Origin of the sequence: Streptomyces sp. NPDC017246, assembly GCF_044331325.1 — a bacterium.
Taxonomy (GTDB): Bacteria; Actinomycetota; Actinomycetes; order Streptomycetales; family Streptomycetaceae; genus Streptomyces.
This window is the reverse complement of the sequence record NZ_JBIRMW010000004.1, coordinates 114,872-133,363: the sequence shown is the minus strand read 5'-3', so window position 1 is coordinate 133,363 and position 18,492 is coordinate 114,872. Positions and strand designations below refer to the sequence as shown.

At 73.1% G+C, this 18,492-nt stretch carries 13 protein-coding genes and 1 pseudogene; all 14 read right to left on the bottom strand.

Annotated elements, in window-relative coordinates:
• Positions 1–82: 82 nt before the first annotated feature.
• On the bottom strand, positions 83–1,177 hold the full coding sequence (locus ACH4MY_RS11395; protein ID WP_398000867.1) for an NUDIX domain-containing protein: 1,095 nt from the start codon (positions 1,175–1,177) through the stop codon (positions 83–85).
• 20 nt (positions 1,178–1,197) lie between these two features.
• Positions 1,198–2,097 carry a hypothetical protein gene (locus tag ACH4MY_RS11390; RefSeq protein WP_398000864.1) on the bottom strand — a complete coding sequence of 300 codons (900 nt, stop codon included), beginning with the start codon at positions 2,095–2,097 and terminating at the stop codon, positions 1,198–1,200.
• Positions 2,094–2,522: a hypothetical protein gene (locus ACH4MY_RS11385; RefSeq protein ID WP_398000862.1), complete on the bottom strand. Its 429-nt coding sequence runs from the start codon at positions 2,520–2,522 to the stop codon at positions 2,094–2,096. The genes ACH4MY_RS11390 and ACH4MY_RS11385 overlap by 4 nt, the downstream gene beginning before the upstream one ends.
• 618 nt (positions 2,523–3,140) lie before the next feature.
• Positions 3,141–5,207: an ABC transporter ATP-binding protein gene (locus ACH4MY_RS11380; RefSeq protein WP_398000859.1), complete on the bottom strand. Its 2,067-nt coding sequence runs from the start codon at positions 5,205–5,207 to the stop codon at positions 3,141–3,143.
• Between the two features lie 415 nt (positions 5,208–5,622).
• A pseudogene (locus tag ACH4MY_RS11375) lies at positions 5,623–5,739 on the bottom strand (darcynin family protein); the annotation flags it as partial.
• Positions 5,740–5,967: 228 nt separating this feature from the next.
• The gene (locus ACH4MY_RS11370; protein WP_398000857.1) at positions 5,968–6,486 is read right to left on the bottom strand and encodes a hypothetical protein; all 519 of its coding nucleotides are present in this window, start codon (positions 6,484–6,486) and stop codon (positions 5,968–5,970) included.
• A 223-nt stretch (positions 6,487–6,709) separates the two neighbouring features.
• Positions 6,710–7,744, bottom strand: coding sequence for an aldo/keto reductase (locus ACH4MY_RS11365; RefSeq protein ID WP_398000854.1), 1,035 nt, complete (start codon positions 7,742–7,744; stop codon positions 6,710–6,712).
• Positions 7,741–11,586, bottom strand: coding sequence for an ABC transporter ATP-binding protein (locus ACH4MY_RS11360; protein ID WP_398001653.1), 3,846 nt, complete (start codon positions 11,584–11,586; stop codon positions 7,741–7,743). Before ACH4MY_RS11360 ends, ACH4MY_RS11365 begins: the two co-directional genes overlap by 4 nt.
• A gap of 164 nt (positions 11,587–11,750) precedes the next feature.
• On the bottom strand, positions 11,751–13,202 hold the full coding sequence (locus ACH4MY_RS11355; RefSeq protein ID WP_398000851.1) for an LLM class flavin-dependent oxidoreductase: 1,452 nt from the start codon (positions 13,200–13,202) through the stop codon (positions 11,751–11,753).
• A complete protein-coding gene (locus ACH4MY_RS11350) occupies positions 13,186–13,971 on the bottom strand; it encodes an ABC transporter ATP-binding protein (RefSeq protein ID WP_398000848.1) in 786 nt (261 codons plus the stop codon). The genes ACH4MY_RS11355 and ACH4MY_RS11350 overlap by 17 nt, the downstream gene beginning before the upstream one ends.
• Positions 13,947–14,906 carry an ABC transporter permease gene (locus ACH4MY_RS11345; RefSeq protein ID WP_398000845.1) on the bottom strand — a complete coding sequence of 320 codons (960 nt, stop codon included), beginning with the start codon at positions 14,904–14,906 and terminating at the stop codon, positions 13,947–13,949. Before ACH4MY_RS11345 ends, ACH4MY_RS11350 begins: the two co-directional genes overlap by 25 nt.
• The gene (locus ACH4MY_RS11340; RefSeq protein ID WP_398000842.1) at positions 14,903–15,967 is read right to left on the bottom strand and encodes an ABC transporter substrate-binding protein; all 1,065 of its coding nucleotides are present in this window, start codon (positions 15,965–15,967) and stop codon (positions 14,903–14,905) included. Before ACH4MY_RS11340 ends, ACH4MY_RS11345 begins: the two co-directional genes overlap by 4 nt.
• Positions 15,968–16,026: 59 nt before the next feature.
• The gene (locus ACH4MY_RS11335) at positions 16,027–16,530 is read right to left on the bottom strand and encodes a flavin reductase family protein (protein ID WP_398000840.1); all 504 of its coding nucleotides are present in this window, start codon (positions 16,528–16,530) and stop codon (positions 16,027–16,029) included.
• A gap of 462 nt (positions 16,531–16,992) precedes the next feature.
• Positions 16,993–18,114 carry an ROK family protein gene (locus ACH4MY_RS11330; RefSeq protein ID WP_398000837.1) on the bottom strand — a complete coding sequence of 374 codons (1,122 nt, stop codon included), beginning with the start codon at positions 18,112–18,114 and terminating at the stop codon, positions 16,993–16,995.
• Positions 18,115–18,492: the final 378 nt, after the last annotated feature.

The following is an 18,492-nucleotide window of genomic DNA, read 5'->3' as shown; positions in this document are numbered from 1 at the left end:
GTTCGGTACCCGCCGCCCCTGCCGGACACCCGGCAGGGGCGGCGCCATGAGGCGAGCGGGAAGGCTCGCGGTCCGGTCCGGGTCACCAGGCGACGGGGCCCGCGAGTTCGGTGACGGGTTGCCGTCGGGCGGCGGGGAGGCCGAGGCGGGCGCGGGCCCGGTGCACCGCGGCGAGTTGGTCGCCGGCGGACGGGCCCCAGTCGAAGAGTTCCAGGGCCTGCTCCGGCGTGGCCAGGACCCGGATGTGGGTACGGCCGGTGGCCGGATCCACGGGCGGCGGGCCGAGGCGGGTGAGGACGGAGGCGTAGCGGACGCGGGCGCACGGCTCCTCGGGATCCGAGAGGTACCCGACATACCCGAGGTCGCCCAGCTCTGCCGCCGCCTCCTCGGCCGCCTCGCGGCGCAGCGTGGCCTCGGGGTCGTCGTGGTCCTCGGCCTCGGGCGTACCGCCGGGAAGGCAGGCGGCGCCGGTGTCGGGTTCGAGGAGGACCAGGACCCGACCGTCCGGGGCGAAGGCCCAGGCCCAGGACTGGCGGACGGCGAGATGCTCCGGCACGGGAGCGGCATGGAAGGGGTAGTGGTGCCGGGCACGGGAGGTCCGCAGGATGCCGGCGGTGTCGAGGACGGTCGGGGCGATCGGGTGGCCGTCCTCGAGGAGCACCGCGCCGCCGGCGTTGATACGGGCGCGGAGCGCCGCGAGGGCGCGGCGGGCGTCGCGCGGCGCGAGCAGCCCGGGCAGGCCGGCGGGCTCGACGAACTCGATGCCCGTGATCTCGTGATCGGGCAGCCGCACCGCGGCGATCCGCTCGTCGCTCCATGTGCCGCCGTCGAAGACGTGCAGGAGCTCGCCGGGAAACCGCATGGACGCCGGTGCGCCGACGCTGCCGACGGAGACCCAGTCGACGGCGAGGCCGCGGTCGACGGTCAGGGTGACACCGAGCTCCTCCTGGAGTTCACGCGCGGCGGCGCGAGCCGGCGGTTCGCCCTTGTCGACGGCGCCACCCGGAAGCAGACAGGTGTCGAGGTAGTCGACGTGCTGTACCAGGACATGGCCGCGCTGGTCGGTGATCAGCACCGAGCAGCCTGCCCAGAGAGCACCCGAAGCACGGAGGGTTCCGTACTCCTCGTCGGTCAGCGTAGGTCCCGCCGACTCGTCGGGCGTGGAGGTGGTCGTCATCTTTCTCCGATCAGTGAGTGTCAGGGAGTGGGAGTGGCATTGGGCGTGGGCGTGGGCGTGGGCACGGGGGTGCCGGTGAGTTCCTCGGCCCGGCGGGCCAGCAGCGGGGCGAGACGGGGATGGACGCCCCGGCCGCACACCTGGAGGAGTCGGCCGAGCGCCACGAGCTCGCCCGCCCGCCCGGCGGGCGTGTCGAGGACGTGGGCGAACTCCCACCGGATGCGCGCCGCGGTGGCGGGTGCGGCGAGGGAGTAGGCATGGAGGAGGCCGAGGTCGTAACCGACGGGCAGCCGTCCCCATTCCTCCCAGTCCAGGATGACCAGCGGGGGGTCGGTGAGGTTCGCCCAGTGCACATCGGAGTGGCCGGTCGTGTAGTCGTGGATCCGGAGGGGGTCGATGCCGAGGAAACGGCGGAAGTTGTGGTCGATCCACCGCTGCTGTACGGATTCCCGGAAGGTCGGCACCGTCGCGAGCGTCGCCAGCGCGGTCCGAAGGTCGGCCCACCAGGCGTCCGGAAGGACGACGTCCCGGTCGAGCGCGGGGCCGCCTCCGGTGACCGCCGGCGCGGTGACGTACTCGGTGAGCTCGGCACGGTACGCGTGGTCGCCGCTGGTCCGGTCGCACAGGTCGCGCAGCCGGGGCCGAGGCACCGAGCGGGGCACCAGCGTGTCCGCGAGCGCCGTGCCCTCCCACGTCCTGCCGCCCTGCTTCGCCACCGGAGTGGAGACGACCCGCAGCCAGCTGTTCCCGGCCCGGTGACCGAGGGCGCGCCCCCGTCGGACCCACACCTCCGGTCCGGACGCCGTCACCAGCAGAGCGCGGGCCGCCGACGCGTGGGCGCGCCGCATCCGTACCTGCTTGTCTCGGCCCGACGGCGCCGCGAACACCGCCTCGTACTGTGCCTGTCCGACGTTCCTCACCTGCCCTCCTCGGAGACGACGTGAGCCGGGCCCCGTTCGGCCGGAGTGGGAAGAAGCGCGTCACGTCCCGGCCACTGCACCACAAGACGGCAGTGTTCCTTCTCGACGACATCGCCAGGAGGCAGACGGTGGAAGGGAGTTCCTGCCGGGTGCACGGTCAGGACGGGGTCGCCGCCCGGGCCGCCGTCACCGCGTACGTCCCGGTCCCAGTTCCTCACCGCGTCCGCCAACCGCGCGGCGAGGGTGGGGTCTTCGTCGCCGAAGGCGTGGACGAACCACTCCCATGCGCGTTCCTCCGGCACGATCGCGTCGAACCCGCCGCGCGGGACCAGATGGGCGGGAGCCCCGAGGGCGGCGTCGCCCTGGAAGACCGTGACCCGCCCGTCGCCGGCCTCCGCGAGAAACCGGCGGGTGCGGCGCACCACGTACGCGTCGATGTCGCTGGTGAGGACCCGACCGCCCGGGCCGACGACCCGGGCGATCGTCGTCGTACGCGGCCTTGAGGCTCGTCTCGGGCGAGAACCGGTGCCGGGGCACCGACCGCAGCGCCTCTCGTACGGCAGGGGAGGGGGCCCAGCCACCGGCGATCACCCTCTCCGCCATGGCGTGCCGCCGGCGGACCGCTTCCGCCGGCTCGCCCGGCACCGGCGGCCGGACGGTGTCGAGCGGGTACTCGTGGACGGGTGGCAGACCGGGCAGAACCCCGGGCCACACCGCGTCGAGCGCCTGGGCGGAGGGGACCAGGACATCTCCCAGGCATCGATCACGACCGCGCTCCGGGTGAGTTGACCGGGCAGGGCCGAGCGGTCGGTCGGATCGGCTTCGGTGTCCTGGGCGGCGAGCAGCCCGGCCGGAGTCGCCCGTTCGCCGGGGTGCTGGTCGAGGTGGGCGGTGACGAGGGCAGGGATGTGGGGGAGGGAAGGCGGCATGTCAGGACCTCGCAAGCTTGTGGCGTGACTTCGGGGTCGGGCCGGGCCGGGCCGGGGCGGACGCGGGCGGGTGGGTCGCGTCCTCGTGGTCGTCACGGCAGGGGGAATCACCGGTCATGCGCGTGCCTGCCCCTCGTCGAGCCGGTCGCCCGGTTCGCTCGTGTCCCCCTTGGTCTGGGGCGGGACCGAGGGAGCCGCGAACTGGCGGGCCTGCAGCTCGTAGGCCTCCCGGAACGCCCCGGTACCGACGGCGGGATCCATGAGCGCGGAGAAGCTCCCGTGCTCGATGACCCGGCCCTCATCGAGGACGTAGATCAGGTCGGCGTGGCGCACACTGTGGAGGCGATGGGTGATCAGGACCACCGTCTGGCCCGAGCCGGCCAGCTCGTGGATCTGGTCGAAGACCCGTTGCTCGGCAGCGGGGTCGAGCGCGCTGGTGGGCTCGTCGACGATCAGGACGGCGCCGTCGCGGTACCGGGCGCGGGCGAGACCGATCTTCTGCCACTGCCCTCCGGAGATCTCCTGGCCGCCCTTGTACCCGCGGGCGAGCAGGGTGTTCAGACCGCGCGGAAGTCCGCCGACGACCTCGTCGGCGCCCGCGTACGCGGCGGCGGCCTCGACGCCTCTGCCGTTGAGCTCGCCCGGCCGGCCGATGCCGATGTTCACGCGGGCGGTGAAGGGCCAGCGGTAGAAGTCCTGGGCGACCATCGCGACCCGGTCGAAGATCTGGGCGCGATCGGCCTCGGCGGTGCTCACGCCTCCCCACAGGACCCGGCCCGCGTCGGGGAGGCGGGCTCCGCTCAGCAGACGTACCAGCGTCGACTTGCCACTGCCGTTGCGGCCCACGAGTGCGACGGTCCTGCCTCGGGGGATGACGAGGTCGACCTCCCGGAGGGACGGCTCGTCGGCGCCGGGGTAGGTGAAGGTCACCTTCTCGAACCGGATCTCGTCGGGCCGACCGGGCAGGTCGAGCCCTCCGGTGGGGATGGCGCGGCGCACGGCCTCGTCGCACAGGGTCTCCAGGTCGGCGACGAACAGGGCCTCCTCCTGGACGTCGGTGACCCGCAGGACGAGATCGGTGATGCTCGCCGAACCGGTACGGATCGCCAGGACGGCGGTACCGGCCACGGCGAGGTCCATCTGCTCCTTCCACAGCAGCAGCCCGAGGACGCCGTAGGCGGCGACGGTGGCGATCCCGCGTGCCGCGTCGGCGAACAGGCCGGTGCGGGCGCCGATCCAGGCGAGCCGGGTCTGCTCGCGCTCGCTGGTCTCCGCCATCTGCCGGAAGTGCTGCAGAAGGAAGGGCGCGACGTCGTGGACCCGGACCTCGGCGGCGGCCTGCTGGTCGATCAGGAGCCGGCTGATCAGCTGGGCCGCCCGTACGTGCTGGACGAAGCGGTGCCAGCTGACGTACCGGTGGCGGGCCATGGTCAGCGATCCCCACGCACTCGGCAGCGCCATGCCGATCAGGAGCGGGAGGAGCGCCGGGTGCAGCACGGTCAGGACGCCTGCCGCGGCGATCAGGGAGATCGCGGAGGCGACCACGGCGGTGCAGTAGACGACCATCCGCCGGGCCGACTCGGCGCCCCACTGGGCGGAGTCCATCAGCTTGTGGAAGGCGTCGTCCTCGATCGCCTCCAGCTCCACCCGTGCGACCAGGCCGAGATAGCGCTCGGTGGCCGCCCTCTGGACCTTCGGCTCCAGGATTCCCGTCGCCGCCGTCGAGGCCGACCTGCACGCCGAACCGAGTACGGCGAGGACGGCGACCAGCGTGAGCGACGGCAGCGCCGCCCTCAGCCGGCCCGTGATGTCGCCCGGCGCTAGGAGCTCGACCAGCAGGGCGTTGACCGCGATCAGGGAGACGGCCTGGGTGATCCCGCGGGCGATCTCGCCGACGGCGACCGTGGTGAGCGCCCGCGGGTCGGCCTGTCGGGCCAGCCGGACGGCGACGGCGACCTGCCGGGGCAGGGAGAGCGCCATCGCCCGCAGGCTGAGCCTGAGCCAGGCACCGTTGTGGGTGCCCCATCCGTAGTCGTAGGTGAGTTCTCCGCCGAAGAGCAGTTGCTCCGAGGGCGAGGGACCGTCGGAGGCGGTCGACGTCGGGGCGCCGGCGGCGGAGTCGGTCCCGGAGTCGATGTCGGGGCCGGTGCCGGCACCGGACCCGGGGTCGGTGCCGGTCATGCCCCCCACCTCGTATCCGGACCTGCGGCACGGAACGCGCCTGCGGCGCGACGGCCGGGCGGCGCAGTGACCGGGAGCCGTTCGGGGCGGGGCCGGACGGCAGGGGGAAGGGGAGCCAGAGGGGTGGGGAGGGAAGTGGGCAGGGGGTACACGAAGGCCTCCGGTGACGAGGAGTGGGGGTGTCGTGAGGCTCAACGACGATGCCCGGCGTGTCGAACACATGTGTTTCGGACGCGACGTGAATCCCGTGGCCAGGCGAATGCCCGTTCGTGCCGGGTACACCGACCCCCGCGAACCCGGGTCCGTGCCCACCGACGCGCTTGGCCGAAAACAGGGCTGTTTGTGCCGGGGTTCTCTGCTGCCCGGCCGGTGCTTCCGCCGGGTGGCGGCGGCACCGGGCGGCCAGGGCTGAGCGTCAGGGGGCGAGGGTGGCCACCGGCTCCAGGCCGTAGGTGCGGGCGTAGCCGTTCTCGATGCCCACCGGCAGGTCCACGACGTCGAAGTAGCGCTCCCAGAAGGGGGTTTCGCGCAACTTTCACCACTCGGCGACGCGGCGCACGCGCTCGGACTGCGCCTGCTGGAGATCCCGCTGCCGCTGCCCCCGGTGACGATCGGGATGGTCTGGAGAAATAGCCCTGCCGGGCCGGATGCCGCTGCCGCTCGACGTAGATCCCGGGTGCGGGCGCTGCCGTGTACGAGCGTGGGACGCTCCCGCGTACGAGCGTGAGACACCCCCGCGCACGAGCGTGGGACCCTCCCGTCAGTGCCCCGCGCTCACCTTCACCAGCGCGATGGCCACGCCGAGCACCGCGTCGACGAGCCCCGCGAGCACCGCGAGGATCCGACCGCCGCCCATGCGCAGTCCGCCGACGAAGCCCCACGCGAACAGCGAGGCGACGGCCAGGAAGACCGCCGTCCGGAGCGCCGCAGAGAGACTCATGGCGCCGAGCGCGGAGAGGGCGATCATCACACCCGGGGCCACCGCGCAGGTCAGGAGCGGACTGCTGACGTACAGCATCCGGCGGAGTTCACGGCCCGTGGCGAAGCCGCGGTGCACCGTGCGGTGGGCCTGCTGGTCCGCGGCGAACGCGGCCAGCCACAGCGCGAGGGCCGTGGTCAGCACCGTCGCGGCCGCCCCGGCAGGCCCGGCGTCACCGAAGGAAAGGCCCACGATGACGGCGATCATCGTGATCGTCGCGTAGATGCGTTCCTTGAGCCGTTCCGCCAGCGCTCCGGCCTCCGCCTCCGATGGTTCCCCCGACCTCGTCTGGTCCGCCACTCGGTCCCCTTGCTCCGCCACGTCGCCCTGCCCCGCCGTTCTGCCACGGAACGGGCCACCAGAATGCCGTCCGGCACCGGCCGAATCCGGTAGCCACCCCGCGCGGTCCGAAGCGTCGGCCGCGCCTGATGCTGCACTCCGAAGCAACAGCCGCACCCCGCACCGTCCGGGAGCATCGGCCGCGGCCCGGGCCGCGCCCGTCCGGGGCGCGGCCGGGCAGCCGTCAGTGACCGCGCCGGCGCAGCTCCGGTGCGGTGAGCGACGGCGGGGCGTAACCCGCGTCCCTCGCGGCGAAGTTGGTGCCCGGCGGCACGATCTTGTCGATCCGGTCGAGGACGTCGCGGCTCAGCCGGATCTCGTCCGCGCCGAGCTGGCTCTCCAGCTGCTCGAACGTGCGGGGGCCGATGATGGCCGAGGTGACCGCCGGGTGTTCGAGGACGAAGGCGAGGGCGAGCTGGATCAGGGTCAGGCCGGCCTCCTCGGCGAGCTGGGCCAGGGCCTCCGCCGCGTCGAGCTTGGCCGCGTTCTCCGCGGACCCGATGTCGAAGCGCTCGGCCTGGCGGTCCGCGCGGCTGGAGCGGGGCTGGTCCGCCCCCTTGCGGTAGCGGCCGGAGAGCCAGCCGCCGGCCAGCGGGCTCCAGGCGAGCACACCGAGTCCGTACCGCTGCGCGACCGGCAGGACCTCGCGCTCGATGCCCCGGGCGAGCAGCGAGTACGGCGGCTGCTCGGTGACCACGCGTTCGCGACCGCGGCGCTCGGCGAGCCACTGGCCCTCGACGATGGCGGACGGCTCGAACGTCGACGTCCCGATGGAGCGGATCTTCCCCTGGCGTACCAGGTCCGTCAGGGCACCGAGCGTCTCGTCGAAGTCGGTGTCCGGCTCGGGCCGGTGGACCTGGTAGAGGTCGATCCAGTCGGTGCCCAGGCGGCGCAGGCTGTTCTCGACCTCCCGGATGATCCAGCGGCGCGAGTTGCCCTGTTCGTTGGGATCGTCGCCGAGGCTGCCGTGGAACTTGGTGGCGAGGACGACATTGTCCCGGCGGCCGCCGGTCAGGGCCTTGCCGACGATCGTCTCGGACTCGCCGGCGGAGTAGACGTCGGCGGTGTCCACGAAGTTGATGCCCGCGTCGAGGGCGCGGTGGATGATCCGTACGGAGTCCTGGTGGTCGCTGTTGCCCCGGGCGCCGAACATCATCGTTCCCAGGCACAGCGGGCTGACCTTCACGCCCGTACGGCCCAGATTGCGGTACTGCGTCATCGTGCACTCTCCTGCATGAGGTGATCGGTGGGTCGGGGATCGGCGGGGTCCCGATCGGTGGGGTGGGGGTCGGCGGTGTCCGGGTCGGTGGGGTGGGGCTCGGTGGTGACGGGGTGCGCGGCCCCGTCCCGGAAGGCGTCCCACAGCCGGCGGTACGGGCCGTCGGCGGCGAGCAGCTCCTCGTGCGTGCCGGTCTCGGCGATCCTGCCCCCGTCGAGGACCACCACACGGTCGGCGCGCGCGGCGGTGGTGAGCCGGTGGGCCACCACGACGGTCGTACGACGACGGGTCAGCGCGGTCGTCGCCGCGGTCACCCGACGTTCGGTGGCCAGGTCGAGCGAGGCTGTGGCCTCGTCCAGCAACAGCACGTCGGGGTCGACGAGTTCGGCCCGCGCCAGGGCGATGAGCTGACGCTGGCCGGCGGACAGGTTCCGGCCCCGTTCACCGACCTGCTGGAGATAGCCCCGGGGCAGCGCGGCGACCATGTCGTGCGCCCCGACGGCCCGAGCCGCGGCCTCGACGTCGCGGTCCGAGGCGTCCGGACGGCCGTACGCGATGGCGTCGCGCACGGTTCCGCTGAAGAGGTGGGGCTCCTGGGGCACGACCCCCAGCCGGCGGCGGTACGCCGTCAGGTCGAGCTCGCGCAGGTCGTCCCCGTCCACCCGGACGTGCCCCGATGAGGGGTCGTAGAAGCGGGCGAGGAGTTTGACGACTGTCGACTTCCCCGCTCCCGTCGTGCCGACCAGTGCGACGGTCTCTCCCGGAGCGACCCGCAGGCGCAGGTCGCTCAGCACCTCGCGGCCTCCCGGGTAGGCGAAGGAGACGCCGTCGAACTCGATCGCGCCGCGCAGCCGGCCGACCCCGCGCGGCCGGTCCGCACCGGGGGTCCCGGCCGGGGTCCGCATGAGCGTCCGCAGCCGGGAGAGGCCGATGACGGCCTGCTGGTAGCCGTCGAACACCTGGGACAGCTGCTGGACGGGGGCGAAGAACAGCTCCACGTACAGCAGGAACGCGATGAGCGTGCCCGCCGTGAGCTCGCCGGCCGTCACCCTGCCCGCTCCGACTGCGAGGACGGTGGCCGCGGCGAGCGTGCCGAGGAACTCCACGAACGGGAAGAAGATCCCCATGTACCGCTGGGCGCGGAGCCGGGAGTCCCGGAAATCGCCCGCGAGCCGGGCGAAGTGCCGTGCGTTGTGCTCCTCACGGCGGAAGGCCTGGGTGACCCGGATCGCGGCGACGTTCTCCTGGAGGGCGGCGTTGACGATGCTGACGCGCTCCCGTGCCTCCCGGTAGGCCGGTACGGAGTGATGGCGGAACACGGCGGTCGCGACGGCCAGTACCGGGACCGCGGTGACCAGGACGAGGGCCAGGCCGGCGTCGATCACGAGCAGGGCCGTGAGCACGCCCACCACGGTGAGACCGCTGACCACGGCCGTGATGAGCCCCGTCTGCATGAACGTGGACAGGGCGTCCACGTCCGTCGTCATCCGGGTCATGATCCGGCCGCCCGGCTCGCGCTCGTAGTAGTCGAGGCCGAGCCGCTGGAGCTGAGCGAACGTCTTGACCCGCAGCGTGTAGAGCAGACGCTCGCCGGTCCGGCCCGTCGTCCGGACCTGGAGGACGCCCACGGCCCAGTTCGCCGCCACCACGACCGCGGCACCGGCCGCGGCCGTCAGCAGAGCGCCCCCGGCGCCCTGGGCCACACCGCCGTCGACCCCGTGCCTGACCAGCACGGGTACGGCGATCTGGGCCAGCGCGTCCAGCGCGACCAGAAGCAGTCCGAGGAGCAGCGGTGCCCGGAAGGGGCGCAGCAGCCGTCCGAGACCGAGCTCCGGTTCGGCCGCGGCGACCATGTCCACGGGCAGCCCGGGATCCGCCTTCGGCAGGGGCAGCCGGGCGAGTCCGGCCAGCACCTCCGGATTCGGCGGCGCGGAGCCGAGCAGCCCGCCCCCACCCGGAGCGCCCCGGCCCGGTCCGGCCGTCGCCGCGGCCTCCGCGAACGCCTGGGCCGCGCGGACCGAGGCCTCGCCGCCCTCGTCGTCGGACGCGTCGTCCTCGTCCCGCCGCCAGAGCGCGGCCGTGACCGGCGCCGCGGCCCCGGCGACGGTCGGGGACCCGGCGGAGCCGGAGGCGGTGGCGGCCTCCTCCACCGTCCCGGAGGGATGCTCCGGAGCGGCGGACAGCAGGGAGCGCAAAAGCGGTGAGCGAGAGCGCAGTTCGTCCAGTGTGCCGGTGTCGACGACCCGGCCTTCGTCCAGGACGGCGATCCGGTCCGCCAGCTCCAGGGTGGAGCGGCGGTGCGCCACGATCAGCGTCGTGGGCCGGTGCGCCGCCGTCCGCAGGGCGTCGTGGATCTCCGCCTCCACCCGGGTGTCGATCGCCGACGTGGCGTCGTCGAGGACCAGCACGGCCGGCTCGCGGAGCAGCGCCCTGGCGAGGGCGATCCGCTGCCGCTGACCGCCGGAGAGCGTGAGTCCCTGTTCGCCGACGACCGTGTCGTAGCCGTGCGGCAGCCGTTCGACGAACTCGTCGGCGCGGGCCAGCCGTGCCGCCGCGCGGATCCGGTCCTCCGCGGCGTCCGGCAGGCCGTACGCGATGTTGGCCCTGATGGTGTCGGAGAGCAGGAACGACTCCTCGAACACGAAGCCGATCCGGGAGCGCAGGGCGTCCAGGGACAGGGCGCGCACGTCGTGGCCGCCGACCCGGACCCGGCCGCCGCCCACGTCGTAGAAGCGGGGGAGCAGGGCAGCCGCCGTCGACTTGCCGGAGCCCGCGAGGCCGATGAGGGCGACGGTCTCGCCCGGCCGGACGTCCAGGGAGAAGCCCCGCAGGAGCGGCTTCCCGCCGCCGTACGCGAAGGTGACGTCCTCCCAGGAGACGGCCGGCGGGTCGGCGGGCGGCTCCACCGGGTCCGGTGCCTCGGCCAGACCCGGCGTCTCGTAGATGACCTCCATGACACGGACGGCGCCCGCCCGGGCCGGCTGCCACACGGTGAGCAGGGTGGCCAGCTGCCGCACGGGCGTGACGAAGGAGCCGAGATACGTGGTGAAGGCGAGGAACGTGCCCAGCGAGATCCGGCCGTCCAGCGCCATCCAGCCGCCGAGCGCGAGCACGGCGACCTGCCCCAGGGCCGGAACGGCCTGGAGGGCGGGGTTGTACCGGCTGGTGTAGCGCACGACTCGCATACGGGAGGCGAACAGCCGGCGCGCGCGACCGTCCAGACCGGCCAGCTCGCGCTCCTCCTGACCGAACCCCTTCACCACCCGCACGCCGGTGACCGTGGCCTCCACGGCGGACGCGACCTCCGCGGCCTCCTGCTGGGCGTGCCAGTTCGCCGGGAAGAGGTCCCGACGGCTGCGGAAGGCGATCATCCAGAGCAACGGTCCGACGACCAGGGCCACGGCGGTCAGCAGCGGAGACAGCAGCGCCATGAGGACCACGGAGGCCAGGAACATGAGGACGTTGCCCGTGAGGTTCGGCAGGAACTGCAGCAAGGTCTGGATCAGGGTGATGTCCGAGATGGAGCGGCTCACCGCCTGACCGGTCCGCAGTTCGTCCTGCTTGGACCCGCCGAGCCGTACGAGTGAGGCGAAGGCGTCGTTGCGGAGGTCGTACTGGACCCCGAGCGACACCCGGCCCGAGCGGTAGCGCCGGGTGAAGCTCGCACCGAACCGGACGGCGCCGAGCGAGATCAGCAGGACGAGCCACGGCGTCAGCGACCCGGCCGTGCCGGCGGAGACCGCGTCGACTATATGGCGCAGGACGAGCGGCAGCGTGGCCGTCGCCAGGGCGGCGACCACCGCGGCGCCGTACGCGAGGGCGAGATCACGGCGGTGGCGCAGGCAGTAGCCGAGGAGCCGCCGTGCCCAGCCGGGCGGCCGGGGCCCCTCGGGGCCGGCCGCCGTGGCGGCGACCGGCTCCGACGGGGGCCGAGCCGACGGGCGGTCCTCCTGCGGACGTTGCTCCGACGAGGGCCGCTCCGGCGGGGCCGGTGGGGGACAACCGGTCACCGTGCGTCCACCAGCGCGACGGCGTCACGACCGGCGTCGGCACCCTCGCCCGGGGCGACCCCGGCCTCGGACGCCGGCGCGTCGAAGTACTGGTTGGCCGGGCGGGCCAGACCGTAGTGCTCGCGCAGGGTCGTCCCCTCGTACTCGGTACGGAAGAGACCGCGCTCCCGGAGGATCGGCACCACCCGGTCGACGAACCGCTCCAGACCGGACGGCAGCACCGCCGGCATGATGTTGAAGCCGTCCGCGGCACCGCTCTCGTACCAGTGCTCGATCGTGTCGGCGACCTGCTCGGCGGTTCCGGCGAAGGTACGGTGCCCGCGCCCGCCGCCCAGCCGTCCGATCAGCTGGCGTACCGTCAGGCGCTCACGCCGGGCGAGATCCAGGATGAGGGTGTAGCGGCTCTTGGCGCCCTCGATCTCGTCCTCGGTGGGAACCTCGGCGGGCAGCTCGCTGTCGAGGTCGAGATCCTCCGGAGGGATCCGCAGCCGCTGCGCGAGCTGGCGCTTGGCGTACTCGGGCGAGATCAGCCGGTCCAGCTCCGCGTCGAGCTCCCGCGCCTCGGCCTCCGTGTCGCCGATGACCGGAACGATCCCCGGCAGGATCTTGATCCCGTCCGGGTCGCGGCCGAAGGCCACGGCACGCCGCTTGACGTCCTGGTAGAACGCGATGCCGTCCTCCAGGGTCTGCTGCGCGGTGAACACGGCCTCCGCGTACCGCGCGGCGAACTCCTTCCCGTCCTCGCTCGACCCGGCCTGCACGAGCAGCGGATAGCCCTGGGGCGACCGCTGTACGTTCAGCGGTCCGTCGACGCGGAAGTACGCGCCGCGGTGGTCGACGCGCCGCACCCGGTCGGCCAGGGTGTGCACACCGCGGTCCTTGTCGGCGATCACGGCGTCGTCCGACCAGCTGTCCCAGAGCTTGGTGGCCACCTCGACGAACTCGGCCGCGCGCTCGTAGCGTTCGTGGTGCGGGGGAGTGTCGTCGAGGCCGAAGTTGCGGGCCGCCTCCGCCCCCGCCGTGGTGACGATGTTCCAGCCGGCCCGGCCGCCCGACACATGGTCCAGCGAAGCGAACCGCCGGGCGAGGTTGAAGGGCTCGTTGTAGCTGGTCGAGGCGGTGGCGATCAGCCCGATCCGGTCGGTGACCGCGGCCAGCGCGGTCAGCAGGACGGTCGGCTCCAGCTTGCTCGACGGACGCCGCCCCGGGTCCCCGAAGAGGACCGGGCTGTCGGCGAGGAACACCGAGTCCAGCTTGCCCCGTTCGGCGATCCTGGCCAGATTCTGGTAATGCGCGATGTCGGTACCGCCCCGGGCCGGGCTCTCGGGCAGCCGCCACGCCGCCTCGTGATGGCCCACCGACATCAGGAACGCGTTGAGATGGAGGTGCTTGCGGACGCGCGCACCGTCCTGAGTGCGGCCGGAGGCGTGCTCAGACGTTCGGGACATGGGACTTCTCCTCCTGGGATTCGTTCGGGTCGGCGGACGGCGTCGTCACACCGAGCGCGTTGAGCAGGGCGTCCCGGTACCCCTGGAACCGGGGATCGCGCCGGCTGCGGGGCGTGGGCAGGTCGATCGGGATGTCCAGCGAGATCACGCCGTCCTCCAGGACGAGCACCCGGTCGGCCAGCTCGACGGCCTCGTCGACGTCATGGGTGACCAGCAGCACCGCAGGCCGGTGGCGCTCGTAGAGTTCGCGCAGCAGACCGTGCATCTTGATCCGGGTCAGCGCGTCGAGCGCGCCGAACGGCTCGTCCGCGAGCAGCAGTTCGGGATCGTGGACCAGTGCCCGTGCGAGAGCGGCCCGTTGCTGCTCTCCGCCGGAGAGCTCGTGCGGCCAGGACCTGTCGCGTCCCGCGAGCCCGACCTCCGCCAGGGCGGTCAGCCCCCGCTCGCGGGCGCCGGGGCCGCGCAGCCCGAGCACCACGTTGTCCAGCACGCGCAGCCAGGGCAGCAGACGCGAGTCCTGGAAGGACAGCGACACCCGCTCGGGTACGACGAGTTCTCCCGTCCCCTCCACCCCGTGGTCCAGCCGGGCCACCGCGCGCAGCAGCGTCGACTTGCCGGACCCACTGCGCCCGAGCAGCGCGGTGAACTCGCCCGGCGCGAGGTCCAGATCGATGTCCTTGAGTACGGCACGCTCGCCGAAGCGGCGGACGAGTCGCCGCGCGCGGACGGCCGGTGGGGCCTTGGTCAGCCCGCCAGGGTGCGTCGCCACGAGAGGGCCCTCCTCTCGACGGCGCGGACGAGGGCGTCGGAGGCGAAGCCGAAGACTCCGTACGCCACCAGGCCCACGATGATCACGTCGGACTGGGCGTACTGCTGGGCCTGGAACATCATGTAGCCGATGCCGCTGGTCGCGTTGATCTGCTCCACCACGATCAGGCCGAGCCACGAGGAGGTCACCCCGAGGCGCAGGCCCACGAAGAACCCCGGCAGCGAACCCGGGACGACGACCTTGCGTACGAACCGCCACCGGCTCAGCCGCAGGATCTCGGCCAGCTCCACATGGCGGCTGTCGATGCCGGTGAGCGAGGCGTAGGTGTTGATGTACATGTTCACGGCCACGCCGAGGGCGATCACCGTGACCTTCATGTCCTCGCCGATGCCGAGCCAGAGGATCAGCAACGGCAGCATCGCCAGGGAAGGGATGGCCCGTTTGATCTGCAGAGGCCCGTCGACCAGGTACTCCCCCGTGCGGCTGAGACCCGCCACGACGGCCAGCGTGACTCCGGCGACGACGCCGAAGAGGAGTCCGAGCCCCGCGCGCTGGAGGGAGATGAGCACGTTCCCCTGGAGCCGGCCGTCCGCCACCAGCTCGACAGCGGTGGAGACCACGGTCCACGGGTGGGAGAGGATGCGGGGGTCGAGTACCCCGGCGGTCGAGGCGGCCCACCAGGCGGCGATGAGCAGGGCCGGTCCCAGGAGTCGGCCGAAGGGCACCGGCCGGCCGGGACCCAGCCGTCGCCTTCGGCCGGCACCGCCCCTGCCCGGCTTGCCGCCGGTGGCGGTCCCGGACCCCGGGTGGGCGCCGGGCGGCAGGCATCCGCTCGGCTCCGGAGAGGTGAACGGTGTGGCCAGGGGCGCCGTGCGGGGGGCGTGGGCCAGGTCGAGCCCGCGGGAGGTACGCGCGGGGGTCAGCGCCTCGGTCATGTCCCCTCCCGGTACCGGGCGTCGACGGCCTGGGCCGCCAGGCCCTCGAAGCGTCGGTCGAAGAGCTGCGTCACGTCGAAGCGGGGGACGAAGCCGCCCTCGGCCAGCAGATCCGCCGTCTCCTGCTCCCAGGCGATCGCCTCGTCCCAACGCGCCGGGAAATAGGGTCTGTTGAGCGAGGTCACGATGCGCTTGCCGTCCTCGCGGCTGACGCCCTGGTCCTTGACGTAGTACGCGTCGATCCAGCGGTTGGTGTTCTCCCACGCCCACACCGACCCCCGCGCCCAGAGCGGAACGAAGCTGCGGACCGCCGCGGCCTTCGCGGGATCGTCCAGCACCTCGGCGGGAGCCCACAGCACCGTCAGCAGGTCGACGACGTCGGTGCGCACGTCCCGTGCGCCGTCCTTGCGGTACTGCGCCAGGTACTTGGTCAGCGTCGGTTCGCCCAGCGGGGCGACGTCGACCTGCCGGGACTGGAGAGCGGTCAGGAACTGCGTACTCGGCAGCGCCACCAACCGGACGTCCTTCGTGGACAGTCCGGCCTCCTTCAGGGCGCGCAGCACGACCACGCCTTGGGCCTGGCCCTGCGAGAACGCCACCTTCCTGCCCCGGAAGTCCTCCACCCGTCCGATGGGGGAACCGGGGGCCGTGGCGAAGACATACGTCGGCTTCCTGCGCAGCTGCACCGCCACGATGCGGGCCTCCACCCCGATGGCATGGGCCTGGATCGGGGGAATTCCGGCATTGGTCGCCAGGTCGATGGAACGCGCCCGGAATCCCTGGATGATGTCCGGACCCGCGGACAGGTTCGGCCATTCGGACACCGCGAACGGGAGTTCCTTCAGCAGACCGGACTCGGCGAACTGGATGCGCGAGGTGCGTACGGCCACGGAAAGCGACGTACCCGAAGGCGGGGGAGCGGTGGAAAGCGCTTTGACGGAAGCGGAATGGACGGCGGGGCCGGGCGGTGGCGCGCATCCGGCGACGCCGAGAGCCGCCCCGCCGGCCAGGGCGAGGAACCCTCTGCGGCCCAGACGGGGATGGGCGGGGATGGATGACATGGTGATCCTGTTCCGAAGAAGTGCGGGCGGGGGGAGAAGGAAATCGGGCGGGGCGTGGTTCAGATGGAGAGATAGCCGCCGTCGTGGAAGAGCAGAGGGCGCCGACCCGGCTCCTGCCACGATGCGAGGACCCGTGCCACGACGATCCGGTGGTCGCCCGCGGGCACCAGGTCCTCGACGCGGACCCGGAGCCAGCCGGCGACGTCCGAGAGGACCGGCTCCCCCTCGGGGAGGCGCCGCCAGGCGGTGGGTTCGGCGAAACGGTCGATGCCGCTGGTCGCGAAGCGCCTGGCCAGATCCTCCTGGTCGGAGCCGAGGAAGTGGATGACGGCGGTACGGGCCTGCTCGACGTGCGGCCAGGACGACGACGACGTGGCGACGCCGAAGGAGACGAGCGGAGGAGTCAGGGACAGAGAGGTGAGTGATGTCGCGGTGAAGCCGACGGGCCCGTGACCGGCGTCGGTGGCGATCACGACGACGCCGGCCGGGTAGGCGCGGAACGCCTGCTTGAAACGGTCGGGGGCGAGATCCGCCGCGGGGTGCGAGGACAGGGAGACGGACACATTTCCTCCATGACGAAGAAGGGCATGGCGGGGCGGCGGTGAGAGACGGCGGGGAAAGAGGCCGTCGGGCCGACCGGCCTCACATGGGCAGGGAGTGGCGACGGCGCGAAGGAAGACGGAAAAGAGCGCACGTGAGTCCGCGACGGCGGATCAGGCCCTTTTCACAGGAAGGTGCGGGAGAGCGTCAACAACGCTTTCCGGCGCGCTGCGCGGCGGACTGTCCGGCAGGCCTTTCGGCCCGAACGGCGTCGGCACGGTCGGCACAGCCGGATCCCGGAACGGAGAGCGGCAGGGGGCGACAGCATCGTGCCGTGTGGGGCACGATCCCTGAAATCCCTCGCCGGCTGCTCATGAATCCATTTTCCGTTCTGGGCTCGGGCCCGGTCAACAATGCAACTCTCTGAATTAAGTCGGACTTCCAGCTGCGGGGGCCGTGCCCCCGCCGAATTCCGCCCGCCCCCGTCAGGAGACGGCGGGCAGCGCCGGCCAGGGCCCGAGCGGATCGTCGTAGAGCGCGCCCAGGGCCACGGCCGGCCCCGCCGTCGCCAGTACGGACCCGGTGAACGAGCTCGGTACGACGCGGTGTTCGGGGTCGTCGCACACCCACGACCGGTCGGCCACCTCGGCCCGGAGAGCGGCGAGGCACTCCGGCAGCCGCCCCGCGCCCGGCTCGACCACGACGAGCACCTCCGGGTCCAGCATGTCCAGGAGGACGGCCGCGGCCCGCCCCACGAGCCGAGCGCGACGCAGGAACAGCTCCCGCGCCGTCGCGTCCCCCGCCACCGCCCGGTCCAGCAGCGCGGGGAAGGACGCCACCGGAAGCCCCGCCGCCACGGCCCTCCGCACCATCTCGGGCTCCGACACCTCGGCCTGGAGGCATCCCGGGACGCCGCACACGCAGGACGACGAGCCGCCGCCACCGGCGCCGACGGGGAGATGCGCGACGTTCCCCGCTCCCGAACGCGGCCCCTGATGCACGGCGCCCGCGGACACGAACGCCGCGTCCACCACCGCCCCCACGAAGAGCAGCACCGCACTCTTGCGCGTTCCGGCCTGCCCCACCAGCTGCTCCGCCCGGGCCAACGCCCGGGCGTGGCTGTCGACATGCACGGGAAGCCCGGTCGCCTCGGCGAGCACACTCCGTACCGCCACATCGCGCCAGCCCAGTTGCGGGTGCCGCACCACCACGCCCGCCTCCGGATCGACCCACTGCCCGGTCGCCGCCCCCAGGGCGAGCACCGTCCTGCCCGCGCCGTGCGCCGCCACCAGGCCGGGCAGGCGCTCCGCCAGACCGCCCAGTACCCGCCCGGGATCCGTCACATCGTGCGGATGCCGCTCCTCGGCCACGATCCGGCCGCTCAGATCCATCAGCGACAAGGTCGCGTGAGTGACGGCGATATGGGCTCCCGCGACCAGATACCGGCCGGCGTCGACCTCCACCGGAACATGCGGACGGCCCAGGCCGCGCGGCCCCGTGGTCTCCTGGCGCTCGCGGATCAGCCCGCGGCTCAGCAGCACGCCGCAGTGGCCGCTGACCGCGGCGGGGGAGAGCCCGGTCAGCCGGGCCACGGTGCTCCGTGCCACCGGCCCGTGGTCCAGGATGGCCCCCATCACCGCCCCGGCACCCGACGCGCGGCGTGCGGCCGGGGCCGCGGGCGGGATCTCCGAGCGCCGCAGTGGCGCGGAACGTCGGACTGCGGTGGGTGGTGAACTCTCCACGGGGGGCCTTCCCGGTCCTGTGCGGCGGCGCGGACGGACGGATCCGGAGGCCGGAACGGCAGGCCGGAGCCGTCGGGGGCGCTCCGCCGGGGACCGGCGGGAACGCCACTTCAGGGGGTGCGCGGCGGCGTGGGGCCGAGAGAGGTGGAGGTGCCGTCCGGAGCGGGGCTCCGGACGGAGACGGGAATCAGATCCCGGTCGGAGAGGGGGCACCCGGCTCCGTGTCCACGCCGTGGTTCACGA

What these genes read in the sequence shown, in the direction of transcription:
- ACH4MY_RS11395 (WP_398000867.1), bottom strand. Translation starts at nt 1,177, where the DNA reads ATGACGACCACCTCCACGCCCGACGAGTCGGCGGGACCTACGCTGACC.
- ACH4MY_RS11380 (WP_398000859.1), bottom strand. Translation starts at nt 5,207, where the DNA reads ATGACCGGCACCGACCCCGGGTCCGGTGCCGGCACCGGCCCCGACATC.
- ACH4MY_RS11365 (WP_398000854.1), bottom strand. Translation starts at nt 7,744, where the DNA reads ATGACGCAGTACCGCAATCTGGGCCGTACGGGCGTGAAGGTCAGCCCG.
- ACH4MY_RS11355 (WP_398000851.1), bottom strand. Translation starts at nt 13,202, where the DNA reads ATGTCCCGAACGTCTGAGCACGCCTCCGGCCGCACTCAGGACGGTGCG.
- ACH4MY_RS11345 (WP_398000845.1), bottom strand. Translation starts at nt 14,906, where the DNA reads ATGACCGAGGCGCTGACCCCCGCGCGTACCTCCCGCGGGCTCGACCTG.
- ACH4MY_RS11340 (WP_398000842.1), bottom strand. Translation starts at nt 15,967, where the DNA reads ATGTCATCCATCCCCGCCCATCCCCGTCTGGGCCGCAGAGGGTTCCTC.